This is a genomic window from Pandoraea soli (genome assembly GCF_902459595.1).
Classification (GTDB): domain Bacteria; phylum Pseudomonadota; class Gammaproteobacteria; order Burkholderiales; family Burkholderiaceae; genus Pandoraea; species Pandoraea cepalis.
In genome coordinates this window covers 496,181-510,023 of the sequence record NZ_CABPSG010000001.1, presented here as the reverse complement: position 1 = coordinate 510,023, position 13,843 = coordinate 496,181, and the positions used below count along the sequence as shown (strand labels likewise).

General features: G+C 58.9%; 18 protein-coding genes and 1 pseudogene. 4 read left to right on the top strand and 15 right to left on the bottom strand.

Annotated features, from left to right (window positions below; all coding sequences use genetic code 11):
• Nucleotides 1–3 precede the first annotated feature (3 nt).
• From PSO31014_RS02090 to PSO31014_RS02060, 7 genes are all read right to left on the bottom strand, one after another.
• Nucleotides 4–303: a DUF2523 family protein gene (locus PSO31014_RS02090; protein ID WP_246176188.1), complete on the bottom strand. Its 300-nt coding sequence runs from the start codon at nucleotides 301–303 to the stop codon at nucleotides 4–6.
• A gap of 7 nt (nucleotides 304–310) precedes the next feature.
• Entirely contained in the window at nucleotides 311–1,975 is a 1,665-nt protein-coding gene (locus tag PSO31014_RS02085) for a hypothetical protein (protein ID WP_150550084.1), read from the bottom strand.
• Nucleotides 1,976–2,160: 185 nt separating this feature from the next.
• Complete coding sequence (locus PSO31014_RS02080; protein WP_150550083.1) at nucleotides 2,161–2,406, bottom strand: hypothetical protein; 246 nt, start codon at nucleotides 2,404–2,406, stop codon at nucleotides 2,161–2,163.
• 47 nt (nucleotides 2,407–2,453) lie between these two features.
• Nucleotides 2,454–2,717 (bottom strand): hypothetical protein, encoded by a 264-nt coding sequence (locus tag PSO31014_RS02075; protein ID WP_150550082.1) that lies wholly within the window; start codon nucleotides 2,715–2,717, stop codon nucleotides 2,454–2,456.
• A gap of 14 nt (nucleotides 2,718–2,731) precedes the next feature.
• Nucleotides 2,732–3,019 (bottom strand): hypothetical protein, encoded by a 288-nt coding sequence (locus PSO31014_RS02070; protein WP_150550081.1) that lies wholly within the window; start codon nucleotides 3,017–3,019, stop codon nucleotides 2,732–2,734.
• An 11-nt stretch (nucleotides 3,020–3,030) separates the two neighbouring features.
• Complete coding sequence (locus tag PSO31014_RS02065; protein ID WP_150550080.1) at nucleotides 3,031–3,246, bottom strand: hypothetical protein; 216 nt, start codon at nucleotides 3,244–3,246, stop codon at nucleotides 3,031–3,033.
• Between the two features lie 112 nt (nucleotides 3,247–3,358).
• Complete coding sequence (locus PSO31014_RS02060) at nucleotides 3,359–3,664, bottom strand: cellulose synthase (protein WP_150550079.1); 306 nt, start codon at nucleotides 3,662–3,664, stop codon at nucleotides 3,359–3,361.
• 113 nt (nucleotides 3,665–3,777) lie between these two features.
• Between PSO31014_RS02060 and PSO31014_RS02055 the strand changes: the two genes are divergently transcribed.
• Complete coding sequence (locus PSO31014_RS02055; RefSeq protein ID WP_150550078.1) at nucleotides 3,778–4,056, top strand: DNA-binding protein; 279 nt, start codon at nucleotides 3,778–3,780, stop codon at nucleotides 4,054–4,056.
• A gap of 106 nt (nucleotides 4,057–4,162) precedes the next feature.
• Here PSO31014_RS02055 and PSO31014_RS02050 read toward each other — a convergent pair whose 3' ends face one another.
• From PSO31014_RS02050 to PSO31014_RS02015, 8 genes and pseudogenes are all read right to left on the bottom strand, one after another.
• Nucleotides 4,163–4,408 (bottom strand): hypothetical protein, encoded by a 246-nt coding sequence (locus tag PSO31014_RS02050; protein ID WP_150550077.1) that lies wholly within the window; start codon nucleotides 4,406–4,408, stop codon nucleotides 4,163–4,165.
• 501 nt (nucleotides 4,409–4,909) lie between these two features.
• Nucleotides 4,910–5,581 (bottom strand): RES domain-containing protein, encoded by a 672-nt coding sequence (locus PSO31014_RS02045; protein WP_174976346.1) that lies wholly within the window; start codon nucleotides 5,579–5,581, stop codon nucleotides 4,910–4,912.
• Nucleotides 5,582–5,633: 52 nt separating this feature from the next.
• Complete coding sequence (locus tag PSO31014_RS02040) at nucleotides 5,634–6,314, bottom strand: hypothetical protein (protein WP_150550075.1); 681 nt, start codon at nucleotides 6,312–6,314, stop codon at nucleotides 5,634–5,636.
• A 10-nt stretch (nucleotides 6,315–6,324) separates the two neighbouring features.
• A complete protein-coding gene (locus PSO31014_RS02035; protein ID WP_150550074.1) occupies nucleotides 6,325–6,963 on the bottom strand; it encodes a hypothetical protein in 639 nt (212 codons plus the stop codon).
• An 848-nt stretch (nucleotides 6,964–7,811) separates the two neighbouring features.
• Nucleotides 7,812–8,057, bottom strand: coding sequence for a hypothetical protein (locus PSO31014_RS02030; protein WP_150550073.1), 246 nt, complete (start codon nucleotides 8,055–8,057; stop codon nucleotides 7,812–7,814).
• Between the two features lie 432 nt (nucleotides 8,058–8,489).
• A complete protein-coding gene (locus tag PSO31014_RS02025; protein ID WP_150550072.1) occupies nucleotides 8,490–8,792 on the bottom strand; it encodes an addiction module antidote protein in 303 nt (100 codons plus the stop codon).
• Between the two features lie 5 nt (nucleotides 8,793–8,797).
• A pseudogene (locus PSO31014_RS02020) lies at nucleotides 8,798–9,004 on the bottom strand (type II toxin-antitoxin system RelE/ParE family toxin); the annotation flags it as partial.
• A gap of 114 nt (nucleotides 9,005–9,118) precedes the next feature.
• Nucleotides 9,119–10,798 carry an ABC-F family ATP-binding cassette domain-containing protein gene (locus PSO31014_RS02015; RefSeq protein ID WP_150550070.1) on the bottom strand — a complete coding sequence of 560 codons (1,680 nt, stop codon included), beginning with the start codon at nucleotides 10,796–10,798 and terminating at the stop codon, nucleotides 9,119–9,121.
• A 405-nt stretch (nucleotides 10,799–11,203) separates the two neighbouring features.
• Between PSO31014_RS02015 and PSO31014_RS02010 the strand changes: the two genes are divergently transcribed.
• The 3 genes from PSO31014_RS02010 to map all read left to right on the top strand — a co-directional run bounded on the left by PSO31014_RS02010 (nucleotide 11,204) and on the right by map (nucleotide 13,810).
• Nucleotides 11,204–12,565 carry a HipA domain-containing protein gene (locus PSO31014_RS02010; RefSeq protein ID WP_150550069.1) on the top strand — a complete coding sequence of 454 codons (1,362 nt, stop codon included), beginning with the start codon at nucleotides 11,204–11,206 and terminating at the stop codon, nucleotides 12,563–12,565.
• 160 nt (nucleotides 12,566–12,725) lie between these two features.
• The gene (locus PSO31014_RS02005; protein ID WP_150550068.1) at nucleotides 12,726–12,980 is read left to right on the top strand and encodes a ParD-like family protein; all 255 of its coding nucleotides are present in this window, start codon (nucleotides 12,726–12,728) and stop codon (nucleotides 12,978–12,980) included.
• A complete protein-coding gene (map, locus tag PSO31014_RS02000) occupies nucleotides 12,980–13,810 on the top strand; it encodes a type I methionyl aminopeptidase (protein ID WP_174976345.1) in 831 nt (276 codons plus the stop codon). Before PSO31014_RS02005 ends, map begins: the two co-directional genes overlap by 1 nt.
• The last annotated feature ends 33 nt before the right edge of the window (nucleotides 13,811–13,843 follow it).

Here is a 13,843-nt window from a genome sequence, read left to right as displayed (position 1 = left end):
TGCTTACCCAATGATCGGCAAGCGCCGGATCAGAAAGCGCGCTGCTATGGCGCTGATGATCATAGGAGCGCCCTGAGAGACGGCAAACAGGTCGAGCCAATACCAGACGCCGGTGGGGATGCCCGAGAACGCCTCGTTAAGCTTGGATACGTGCGGAAACAGGTTGCCTGATTTGATAGCGATGACGAACTCGGTGACGACGTACCAGAGTGCGAAGAACGTCGCCCACTTGACCACCGACGCGCGGAACATAAAGCCCAGCACGGAGTTGAGGACGCTCGCGATAATGGCAAACAGTGGCATAAAGACCTCACGCGGAAAGAACGATCAGAAGCGCCATTACCGCGAAGGCTGCGACCATGACCTGACGAAGTTGTGGCGCAATTCGCTCGGCAATCTCGCAGTGAGCTTCTATCGGAATAGCGTGATCGAAGACTTGGAGCGTTGTGCGCGGACAGGCAGCGCCGTGCGACGGCATCGTCCAGGAATTGAAGTCGGACGTCAGACCCAAAATCGGATCGATGATCATCTTCGCGGTAGGGGGCTCTTCCAATTTGGGCTGATCCACCTCGGGGGCCTTACCCAGGTCCACGTCAACCTTGACTCGATTCCCGATATCGACAACCGGGCGGTTGACGACATTCACGTCCTGGACACCCTCGGTGTTCCTGTTTCTGTTGGACCCCGATTCCGTCGCTTCGTCGGGATTGGGAGCGATGTCCGGCCCCGTCTCCGGAACAGGATTAGGTCCGGTGTTAGGGTCAGTTACCGGATCGGTCTGCGGATTCGGGACTTCTTTAGAGCGGATTCGAGGCGAAATCGGAACCTTGCGTTCGTCCGGCGGATTTGCTGGCTCAAGCACGTCACCGATGTACGGTATTTCCGTAGGATTCTCCACCATCCATATCACCACGTCTTCTTCGGTGATCGGCTCCGATTCGCGATATGGGAGCCCTGCGTAGTCGGGCTCTTCCGCTGCCAGCCACCAAGCTCCGTCGACAATATCGGCGAGTGTCTTGGGGGTAATAGGCATCTTCAGGAAGTCGCTGTTGATGGCCGCCCGTGCGGCATCTAGGTCCGGATACACCGTTGTCGTCTTAAGTCGATTCAGTCCGTGAAAAGCGTCGTGGCTGATCTCGGCCATATCAGGGATGAAATCGATCGTGCTCCACGCATGCGGAGCGGGACAACCGGGTGGGACATCCTTACTGCAGCCTTGATATTTGTTAGTCCAAATTCGTTCAGCAAATCCGTCGTGCACGCCTTCTTGATCAAACGTTTCGACAATTGTTAGTTTGGCTTCCGGATCTTCGGGATAAAGCAGCCAGCGCTTACGAAGATCCTCCAGTTCCGCAATCGACGTGAACAGGACGCGAATACCATCCTGGGGATATGTGAAGGCAATGCCCGTCGAAATCTGCGGTTCTAATGGAAATTGATGACACGCGACTCGGGTCCGCAAAGGTGAGCATCCGTCGGTCCGATAGACGTGCCCCCCGAGGCTCCTGAGCTTTTCGAATCTGTCATTCTCCGTGGGGTACGTCTTGAAGTCCGGGTAGGGCGGTAAGGTGACCGGCTCATTGCGAGGGATCTTGCTCACCACTGCCACGGAGCCCGCTTCTGTTTGTGCGATAGCGACCTCGGCGTCGCCCAATGCGGCGATCAAAGCGGTACCCGTGCCAAAGATTCCGAAGCCCGCGATAATCGTCATCCAAACAGGAGCGCCAAGAAGGGATAGGCCGATTCCTGCGCCGGTTGCGACGACGTTAAGCGCGGTGCTCGTCGACGAGATTGCTTCGAGTGTTGCGATGACTCGAGGACTGTTGGCGGCGAAACCTCGGGACGCCGCGACTCGTGTGATCACGCCTGCGATAGCGCGATTGATCGCGTAGTTCGCGACAGGGAGGGCTTGCGGGGTCGCAGGCTGTTGTGCGAGGAGCGCCAATAGAATTAACGTCGCCATCGTTCGCTTCATCGTTATCCCCTCAGACCTTGGACGACAGCCCATCCGCATGTGATTCCCCAGGCGAAGAAGGCCAAGTCCCACAGTTCTTGCGTTGGCATGATGTTCTCCAGCAGCGCTCGCGAATGATGCGACGCACTGTTCTTGATGGCCGAGCGCTCGTCACGCGCGATGGAGCGCTCGGCCAGGCCAAACGATTAGCCCTTGATGACCCCGAGCACGATCTTCGCGCCGCGAAGCGTGGCATACACGGTAGCCAGCGACAACGCGACCGCAAGGATTGCGGTGATCGTTGAGCCCATGCTGATGCCGTTGGTCAATGAGGACAGATCGGGGCCGCCACCGCTGTCTGCCGCCTTGGCCATGCAGGATGCCGTACCCACGGCGATACCGATGCTCGTTCGCGTGCCGATCGAGCGGAGTCGTTGAAATGCCTCTTTCATAGATGATTCCTCCGATTGAGATGCCGGGATGCGCCCGGCGCGCTGGCTCAACCTCGGCGGACAAAGCCGAGGAATGCGCCCACATGAGCGCTCACGAACCACAGTCCGACGACGGTTGTGAGTGCCAATGTCCAGAAGACGCCCGACTGGGCGTAGTCGAGCGGTTGCTGAGGCTCACCGTCTACGGCGACATAAGCCGGCGTCATTTCCAACTTGAAGCGCGCATTGCCAGAGCCGGGACACACTTGCGCGTCGACTGCGGAAATGGGCTCGCTGGGCGATTGCTGACGGCAGATAAGGATGCTTGTCACGGAGCGTAAGGGCGTCATGATTCGACACGTCTGACATCGGTGGCGCTGTCTGCGGTACTGCGCGCATGAGCCTTCTCGCAGGCGATCCCGATCTCTAAGATCCGTTCGACTAACCCCCTCAAGTCGTTGGCGGTCGCGATGACGGGTCTGCTTGCGCCAACGTATCGATGTGATCCCTCCAGCGAGTAGGCCTCGAAGACGCCGTGCTTCTCGTCGAGGGAAAACTCAGGTGGGGGATCACAGGCTTCAACGATGTGCCAGACGCAGGTCATCGGCCGGTCTCGGTGTTTTGTATCGTCCATGCCGTCACCACTCAACTTTCAACGTCAGCACGGGGCTGGACGGCGATCTGGCGGTAATCGATGATCGTGGAGGCGAGACCGTTGCGCGCGGTGGATGTGCCGATGAGTTGGGACGCGTGATTGCATCTGGGAGATCGGGCGCGGATTTTCCCCTGGACGACGACAGGTCCGATTGCGGCGTCGGTGGGATTGCGGCGGGAAATCAACTGCGGGATGGATCGAATCATTACAACCCCCATGTGCGCCGCTATGTGTGAGCGACGAAGTGAAAAACTGGCGGGGGGCCGGATGCTGGTTTGAAAGGCCGCTAGGACTATGCGGCTGATAACGCGGTGGGCGTCACTGAGACGCTTTCGACGTGATCGGTTTGGCAGAAGTGGGGAAAGGTAGGAGCGATACAATTCGAGGGACAAGCGAGCCGTCCATCGATTGCGACAGCGCGAACTCGGCGATGTAATCACCTTTTTCGGTGTCTTTCAGCGAATTGGGTAGCGTGACCGTGCCTACAACGGTTTGCTCACCCTCGCTGGTCGTTTGCCAAAGGATGCACTGTGCAGTCCGCATGTCGTATGGACGTCCCGTTTTGGAAGAAACGCCCTCACGGCGGATGACGTCTACGATCGTGAGCTTCTGCTTGCTGGTCATGTGAATCCTCCATTCCGTCGTAAGAAATTTACTGATTCGTAAAACCTGTACGAATCATATTGGGGATCCCTGCCTCGTGGTTTGGGAACGTTCCGACAATGCGCGAAAGAATCATGGAGATCATCGATGCGGTCGTCCCGACCCATCGCAGATTTAAGGCATTAGAAGAGTTGAGCGGGGTGCGCGCGCAGACCTGGCGCAGCATCTACGAGGGGCGTCAGCGTGCGACGGAGGACGCGATTCTCGCGCTCTGCAAACATTGGCCGCGATACGCGTATTGGCTTGGAACGGGAATGACGGATGAGGAACACGGGCACTCGTCGCCAGTGTTGGAGCGAGTGGAGCGTGATCGCAAGACGTTGCGGGATTCAGCGGCGCTTCGATTGAAGTGATTGCGCGGGGGAGGGCGGTACGAGGGGGCGCGTGGTGACTTGCCCGTTATATGCCGAGAGCTTCAGGTCGATTTGGCGTGCGGGGGGCCAATTGGGGGAAGAAAATTTACGACGCCAGCGCGGCCTGCGGCAGGAGATAACTCAGATCTTCATCGAGTCGATGGCACAGGTTGTACACCTCGCTGGAAAGGTCGCTCATCTGATCAAAATAGGCTTCGTTGAATTGCTCGGGGATGGCGGTGGGGCGCTGATTCGCTCCGACCATCGAGAGCGCGACGAGCCTTTCGGACAGCTCGTTCAGACGGTCTAGTGTGTCGCGAGAAGGGATAGGAAGGTGCGGATGGGGTGTCATGCGGGGTTCCTCGTGCTTACCGTTTGAATCCCACCACCCGCTGCACATAGCAGGGGTGGGCGGGCATTGGACTGGGTTAGCAGACCGCAGTGAACATGGTTTCACGGCACACCCGAAGGCGTCCCAATCCAAGCCCACCCGTAGTGGATGCACGTTGGATGCCGCACACGAGGGCCGCAGTACTGCGCGGCCGTGTGCCCATGGAGATCGCTGTCGGGCTGCTAAACCCGGTCACGTTTGGGACGTGACGAGGGACAGCTTAGGAGAACTTGGCGAGTGCGGCAATGGGCGGCAGCCGTGATCCTACACGTATCCCCATAATTCGGAACGCACCCAAATCCAGTTTGGGACGTTGTGGCCTAAATTGCCCACCTTTCCTTGCGGCGAGCGGGAGCCGGCAGGATATTGTGAGAGATATTCGGCGCTGGTATCACGCGTGAATGGCTCGATCGGGGCCGCCATGCATGAGGCGCAGGGTCGTGGAGGAATGGGTCGCCAACATCAGCGCGCGTCAAGCGCTGGCGGGTCCGTTCGCATTTGATCGCGAACGAATGACGCATACGCCTCGGTGTCAATGAAACGTGCGAAGGAAATGTGGGCCGTCGCAAACAGTGCCGAGGTGGACCAGTCCGCCAGCGCTAGGGCGGGTGCCCCCTTTACGCGTCGAGACGGGTAAACAAAGCCGTCAGGACGATCTGTAACGTCGAGCATAAGCATTGCCTCACGAATCGCGTAGCCCAGCCATTGGCAGGCTTCGTGATCTTCGCTCGAAACAATGTCATGGATGCCCAATCGGCTGCTATTGTCCTCGGACAGACTCCAAAGATTCAGCGGGCGACGGAAGCGCACCGTTGCAATGAGACCATCTGATTCAGCCCTTCTTGTCACGTGAAAGCCGTTGCCAGCACCGCGGTTGTTCTTTACAAACTGGCTCTCCCAGGCAGCCACGTTTGCGGACAATCCAAGATAGACCCAATTGAACGCTAACTTACTGTCTTCCGTCAGAAATTGCGGCAATGGCGGCCCAAATCGGTGCGACACATACGGCGATGCGGATCCGACGAATGCCGGATTGTCCACCGCCCGCGTGAATGTCGTGTCAACACCATAGCTATACTGCTGGCGGCCAAGAGCACGATGAATTTGTTCCTTAGAGGGAACGAATTCCTTCAAGTAGCTCGGCAGCGATTTATTAACATCATGTCGTGTTGGCATCGGCGACCGTTTAAACCGGGTCTGCCACCTCCAGCTTTGCAAGAGCGAGCACTTTCTCTAGCCGAATTTCGGACGGCAGCGAAAGCATCCGTGCTTGAGGTGCCCCAAGAGCCCCTCTGTCTTCGAACGGCAATCCCGCGAGCACCTCTGCGGGGGACAATTCGTTCAAAGCATCTTGCTGAGAAACCAGAAAGGTGTTGACCTGCAATCTCGATTTCCTGTTCAGGACGCTCAGCACTTTCGGCAAATAATGTGGAACATCGCCCACGAACTGCCACGCAGGATAGGCGCGGCCGTTCTGCATCCCAGGGGGAATCACACTATAAAATTTCGTGTGATCTCCCCGATAGAGAGTGCTCTTGGACATGCCGGTATGCTTGAGTACCTCCTCAGGCTCCCATTTCCAAACAGGCAATGACGGGCTATTCGGACGTGGTGCGGACACGCGTCCCGAATCGGCCAACAGCACGGCAGCGAGCGAGCAAGCCAAAGCCTCTCGCGTATCACGACTCTTAAGCAGAACTGAGTCGTCACTGCGGTGCATCTTACGAAGCGTCGCGAGTGTGCGCTTGAGCAAGTCGACTGCAACTTGGTCAAGCAGTGCTTTCACATCCCCCGAATACTGCCCATTCATCAAGGCAGCAAGATCCGACGCTGGGGATTGCTTGATTCGCTTGGCGGTCAATTGCATGTTTCCTCCTTTATGCGTAGCACGTGGCGGGCGGAGCACAGACCGGTGCTATTTGACGGGTATGGGCGGCGCGGCTACGGGTTTGGACCTGTTTCACCTCGCCAGCAACGGAGATCTTCAGGCCGTTGAGGAGAGCCTTGAAACGTTGCATACCGGCCAAGGAGCGCAAAAAGGCGTGGCCGCAGAACACGCGCGCCTCGCCTTCAAGACATGAGAGCCAGAAGTCCGCGAACCGCGATGTAGCGGAGCTGAAGGACGAAAACAACGCGTCCAGTCTTGCCCGGATCTGTGCTGAATCGAGCACCGCATTTCGATGTAGCCGCTGGGAAAGTTGGTCGAGTCGCTCTTGGCGCAAAGCCAGTGCGGACTGTTGCGCGTGAATGACCTGGGCAAGGAGTTCGGCGCGTGAGGGTGAATCGACCGGCAGCGCTTCAAGGGTCGAGCGCGTCTGCGCAAGAAGCGCGAGAGTACGATCAATCGCGTTGGTCGCAATCTCACTGACCCTAAGCGTCTCGGCCGCAGAGAGTATCAAATCGTCTTCCCAATTGAGCATCGCACCCTCAGAGATCTGAAGTAATGGGGGCAGTTTATCATGTTTTCCCATTTCTCCCATTTGTTTCATTTTTCCCGGATCGTGCTCGATCGTCATTGGTTGCCAGTCGCAGCGCCGCAAAGGCAGTCGACCCGCAGCGTATCGGGAGCTTGGGCTCGTGGACCCTCGTCGCGGTGTGGCAAATCGCCATCCCCAAATACCCATCTGAAATCCCCCTGACTTCTTTGATTTCATGGGAATCGTGCTTCCCATGCCGCGCAGCGCGACAGGGGGCACGTGAGGCAATCATCCGGTGTCGTGGCTGAAGTTGCGTGATGTCCCTGTCTGCGGCGGGAATCTAGAACGAATCCGGCGGCAAGTCGACGGGGGCGCAACCTTCGTGGTCGATAGGGCAAACGCATTTGTCGCGCGCCAGCGTGGGGTGTTGGGGCCGGCGAACGAGAAGCATGTCATCGATGGACGAGCGATCCTTGCGAGGCAGTCAGCAGGACGCTCCGATATCGATTGATTGCGGCGCTGGCAAACCGGACATGTGCGCGACAGCCGGTTTTAACCATTAGATTTATGTGCAAGGGTTCGGGTGCCTCCCAAGGACTCGAACCGCCGCACTTTGCGGCCAATCCCCCGTCCCCATCTGCTCCCCAAAACTCTGCAACTATATTGATTGCAAAGGGAAAACGTTTCCCCTTCCTCGCACCAACTCCCCGTTTTGGCATCGGTTACGTAGGTCTCACTTCTTCCCGGAAAATCTCGCAAACGCTCGCCGAATAAGGCGGGGCGGGGTTTTTCGTGGATTCTGATTGTTCGTTGTCGGCGAAGAATCTCACCTCTTCAAACTTAAAATCGATGCGTCGGCCCAATCGGGGCCCGTGGTGACTTGCGCGCTATATGCCGAGTGCTTCAGATCGATTTGGCGTGCGGGGGGCCAATTGGGGGAAGAAAATTTATGACGCCAGCGCGGCTTGCGGCAGGAGATAACTTAGATCTTCATCGAGTCGATGGCACAGGTTGTACACCTCGCTGGAAAGGTCGCTTATCTGATCAAAATAGGCTTCGTTGAATTGCTCGGGGATAGCGGTGGGGCGCTGATTCGCTCCCACCATCGAGAGCGCGACGAGCCTTTCGGACAGCTCGTTCAGACGATCCAATGTGTCACGTGAAGGGATGGGAAAATGTTGGGGCGTAATCATGCGGATTTCCTCGTGCTTGCCGGTTGAGTCCCAGCCACCCGCTGCTAATCGCAGGGGTGGGTGGGCATTGAACTGGGTTAGCAGACCGCGACGGGTATGGTTCAGCGGCACGCCCGAAGGCGTCCCAATCCAAGCCCACCCATAGTATGGATGCACGAAGGGTGTTGCACACGAAGACCGCGATGCAACGCGGCCGTGTGCCCATAAACTCGTCATCAGGCTGCTAAACCCGGTCACGTTTGGGACGTGACGAGGAACAGCTTAGGAGAACTTGGCGAGTGCGGCAATGGGCGGCAGCCGTGATCCTACACGTATCCCCATAATTCGGAACGCGCCCAAATCCAGTTTGGGACGTTGCGGCCGAGATTGCCTATCTTTCCTTGCGGCCAACGGCATCCGGCAGGATATTGTGAGGGATATTCGGCGCTGGTATCACGCGTGAATAGCTCGATCCGGGATCGTCGACAGCTTGATGCCCAGCGCATGCATGACTCGCAGTATCGTGGAGAAACGAGGCTGTGCGTTTGGGGCTAGCGCCTTGTAGAGACTCTCTCTGCCAAGCCCTGCCGCGGTTGCGACTTGCGTCATGCCTTTCGCTTTGGCAACGTCTGCAATCGCGGACAGAAAGATCGCTGGGTCATTCTCTTCGAGCGCGGCGTTGAGGTATTCGGCGATCATTTCGTCGCTGTCCAAATACTCGGAAGCATCAAAGCGTGTGATGTCGGCTTTACTCATTTCGATCACTCCTTCGTGATGGTTTCCCACAGTGCCCTGGCCCGCGCGATATCGCCTTGCTGAGTCGACTTATTCCCTCCGCACAAAAGCAGGTAAGTGATCTCACCCGCTTGCCCGTAATACACGCGGTATCCCGGACCAAAGTCGATTCTCATTTCCCAAAGCCCAGCCCCAAGCGACTTCGAATCACCAAAGTTGCGGAGCACTGCGCGCTTTAATCCCGATGCAAGACCACACGCTTAAGAAGTGCCAACGCCGCTGAGGATACACGCGAGCAAATGGTAGCGGGTCTGGCGCCCGCTTCGTTCCCGTGCCATGGGGCTGGCTCAGGCGATGACCTGCTGCTCTACAGTAGTCTGTTCGCGCATCCGACGGGCTTCGTCGCGCAGGAACTGCTGGTAATCGTCCAGATCGCCGTCGAAGGGCTCGACGCCGCCCTTGGTGACCAGCCAGAACTCGTCACAGACGGCGCGCAGGAGCGCCCGGTCGTGACTGACCAGCATCACCGTGCCTTCGAATTCGTTGAGCGCCACGGCGAGCGCTTCGCGTGTGGCCAAGTCGAGGTGGTTGGTCGGCTCGTCCAGTAGCAGCAGGTTGGGGCGCTGCCACACGATCATGCACAACACAAGCCGCGCCTTTTCGCCACCGCTCATCGTGCTGACCACCTGGTGGACCATGTCACCACTGAAGTTGAAGGTGCCGAGGAAGGTGCGAAGCGACTGTTCGGTGCCACTCTGGCCCGGGGCCCGCATATGCGTCGGTGTGTCCCTGGCAAGGCGAATCATGTGTTCCATCGGCGTGTCGAGCGGGCGCAGCACGTCGAGTTCCTGCTGTGCGAAGTAGCCGATGTTCAGGCCCTTGCCTTCGCTGATCTCTCCGTCGATCGGCGCCAGCGCGTGCGCCACCGTCTTCACCAACGTGGACTTGCCTTGGCCATTGGCGCCAAGAATTCCGATGCGCTGCCCCGCCAGCACGGAACGGTTGATGCCCCGCACGATGACCGTGGGCGGCGTGCCCGGCAGTGCGCCGGTCGGCGCGGGGTAGCCAAAGCTTGCGTCCAGCATCGACAACAGTGGGTTCGGGACGTTGAGAGGTTCCTTGAATTCGAAGTTGAACTCGGCATCGGCGAGCACCGGTGCGATCTTCTCCATCCGTTCGAGCGCCTTGACCCGGCTCTGCGCCTGTTTCGCCTTCGAGGCCTGCGCCTTGAAACGGTCGATGAATTTCTGCAGGTGGGCCATCTTCTCCACCTGCTTGGCCATCGCGGCCTGCTGCAACACGAGCTGCTCGGCGCGCATGTCTTCAAACTTGCTGTAGTTGCCGCCATAACGCACGAGCTTGGCGTTGTCGACGTGCACCGTCACCTGCGTCACTGCATCGAGGAATTCGCGGTCGTGGCTGATCACGACCAGGGTTCCCTGATAGCGCTTGAGCCACGCTTCCAGCCAGACCAGTGCGTCGAGGTCGAGGTGATTGGTCGGCTCGTCGAGCAGCAGAAGGTCAGACGGGCACATGAGCGCGCGCGCCAACTGCAGTCGCATGCGCCAGCCGCCGGAGAAACTGTTGACCGGCTGGCTAAGCTGCGCCGCACTGAAGCCCAGACCCAGGATCAGCGCTTGCGCACGTGCGGAGGCATCGTGAGCGCCGGCGTCGTGCAGGCTCATGTAGGCGTGCGCCATGCGCATGCCGTCGTCGCTGGCCTCGGCGGCGGCTACTTCTGCCTGCGCGGCCAGCAGCACGGTGTCACCCTCGACAACGAAGTCGGTCGCGCCCTGCTCGGTCTCCGGCATCTCCTGCGCGACCTGGCCCATCTTCCACGTAGTGGGAATCGAGAACTCCCCGCTGTCTTCATGCAGCGTGCCGTTGAGAAGACCGAAGAAGGAGGACTTGCCGGCACCATTGCGGCCAACGAGACCAATCTTTTCGCCGGGGGCGAAGGTGACGGACGCGCGGTCGAGTACGACATTGGCGCCGCGGCGCAGCGTGAGATTACGAACGGAAATCATAAGGGGCTACTTCAGGGAGGACTGGCATGATAGCCGACCGGACGTGCAGGGCGTCGATTTTCTGATCCGCTTGCGCTTTGCTGAGCGAGCGAAATTGTGGGGAATGACAGCGCTTGGCCGAACCCGGAAGGTCGTCATCAGAATCTCCCAGGCATTTAAGGGGGCTCCATTCGCTCAAGTGTTTAGGTCCGGTCAAATCCCGAGGTGGTTCGCGTTCGACGCCCCTCGCGCCGCAACAACGCTGCTTCCGCGCCGCGTTTGCGGGCCGCCCGGGTCTTGCTGGGGGAAGTCCCGCCGGCACCGTCAAGTGATGCTCCGGACACCCTGCCAAGCATCGGGAATCTGCGTTTGTGCTATTCTTGAACTATTCATGAATTATTTAATTTGCCGTGAAATGGGGGGCATATGGCCGATGAGCTGCTTCGTGTGGACGAGATGCGTCGTCTGCTGCGGCATGAGCCACGGACGGCACAAGACATCATGTCGGCGTTGTCCATCAGCCAACCGACGCTATCGCGAACGATTCGGGGAGCCTCCGAAGTATTCACGAGCTTCAGGGTTTCCGGTGAAAGAACGCCAAAGTATGGCCTGTTAAGGCCGCTTCCAGGGGGGCTCAATCCGCGACAAACGGTATATCGCGTGTTGGCCGACGGGGCGATCGAGCCGTTTGCTGGCGTCGAGTTTTTCAGCGGTGGCACCACCCTGGAAGTCTCCGGTCACGCAAACACGCTCTACGACGGTTTGCCGCCATACATGGCGTTTGTTTCCCCCTCGGGATTTCTCGGTAGAGAAGTCGCTCGGACGGCGGCGCTGGAGATGCACTTTCCAGAGAGCCTTAGAGACTGGCGCGACGAACATCGCATCGCCTACCTTTTTACGCGAGGACTAAACCTGCCCGGGAATCTGGTGTACGGCGACACGTCCTTGCAGAAGGAGATGGAGTTTCGTCAGCTTCTGCCAATCCCGTCCGAGCAAAAAACAGAGCAGTACGACGGCATGGCCAACCAGCTCAAAGACGCCGCGTTTGGGTCGAGTGCTGGCGGAGAACAGCCAAAGTTTCTCGCGCTCACCGAAGACGCAGGGCATGTGATCGTTAAGTTTGCCAGGCGGGGGAGTCGCATGGCCGACCTCCTTTCGTTGGAGCATCTAGCGTCGCAATCGCTTCGCGTCGCCTCGGTGCCGGCAGCGGAGTCGACGATCATCGCTTCGGATGATTATGTTTTTCTGGAGGTGCGGCGCTTTGATCGTGTGGGGCGCCATGGTCGTATCGGGATGCTGTCCGCAGGGGCCGTCGACGACGAGTATTTCGGGAAGCGCGACACATGGTCGGAATTTGCGGTGCGCTGCGAGCAGGCGCGATACCTCTCCGAGAACGATGCATCGACGATTCACGTCATGGCAGCGTTCAGCGAACTTATCGGGAACGGAGATAGGCACTTCGAGAATATTTCAGTGCTCTTGGACGAGCGCGGGAGGTTCGATCGCGTGGCCCCAGCGTATGACATTCTGCCAATGCGTTATGCGTCATTGGGGGGAGGCGTGGATCCCGATCTTTTGCCGATCACCCCGAAAGTCGGCACTATCGGCGCAAGGCCGTTCGTGTGGGGCAGGGCGATCGAGGCGGCGAACGCATTTTGGGCAAGCGTTGCGCAAAGCGATTCCCCGTTGATTTCTCGCGAGTTCAAAGCGCTTGCGCTAATCAATCTGCAGGTGGCGCAGGACTTCATCGCGCCATTGGTGCCTAGCGGACGCAATGCCAACAGGTAGCGTCGCTTTGAATCCCCTAGGGGAAAGGGGGCAGTTACGTGTCAGATTCTCGTTGCCACCGCGCGATTCATGTATCGCCACTTGTGGCCGCGGGCGACAACCGGGCACAAGTCTGGCAATATACGTTTCGTATTCATTTCGTATATAAAAGGTCCCCAACATGGGTATCGTCAAGATATCGGAGCAAATGCACGCGGCGTTGCGCAACACCAGCGGCGCGCTCAGCCGCTCGATCAACGCGCAAGCCGAGCACTGGCTGCGCGTCGGCATGCTCGCCGAACTCAATCCCACGCTGAGCTACGGCGACATCTGCCGCAAGCTCATCGAATCCGATGGCGTCCAAACCGGTGAGGTCGAGGTCGCCGCTCCCCCAACATCCGGTGCCCCCGTCACCGCATTCAATAAGGTGGCGTAATGGTGCGCGAACGCGTTGTCATCCGATCCAAAGAAGAAATTGCCCTGTCGCGTCGCGCAGGCGACATGGCCGCGCAGGTGCTTGCGATGATTGCCGAGCACGTCAAGCCCGGCGTCACGACCGATGCGCTCGATCGCCTCTGTCATGACTTCATCGTGGACGAGCTGAAGGCGATTCCCGCCAATATCGGCTATCACGGCTATCCGAAGACTGTGTGTGCGTCAGTGAATCACGTCGTCTGTCATGGCATTCCCGGCGAAAAGACACTGCATGACGGCGATATCGTAAACATCGACGTCGCCCTCATCAAGGACGGCTGGTTCGGCGACACGAGCCGCATGTATTACGCCGGCAAGCCGAGCATTCTTGCCAAGCGTCTGGTCGACACCACCTTCGAGGCGATGCTCGCAGGCATCAGGGCCGTGCGCCCGGGCGCAACGCTGGGTGACGTCGGCTACGCGATCCAGACGGTGGCGCATCGCGAAGGCTTCAGCATCGTGCGCGACTACTGCGGGCACGGCATCGGCACGACCTATCACGACGATCCGCAGGTGCTGCACTACGGGCGCCCGGGCACGGGACTCACGCTGCGCCCCGGGATGATCTTCACCATCGAACCGATGGTCAATGCCGGCAAGCCGGACACGAAGCAACTGGCGGATGGCTGGACAGTCGTCACGCGCGACCGCTCGTTATCTGCCCAGTGGGAGCACATGGTGGCCGTGACGGAGACTGGCTTCGAGGTGCTTACGCAATGGCCCGACGGCCTGGGCGAGTATGCCCGCTTCGGCACGCTCGACAGCAGCGCGGCAACCGCCAACGCTGCCTGACAGTGGATGGCAGCGGCTGGGGCGCACGGCGCG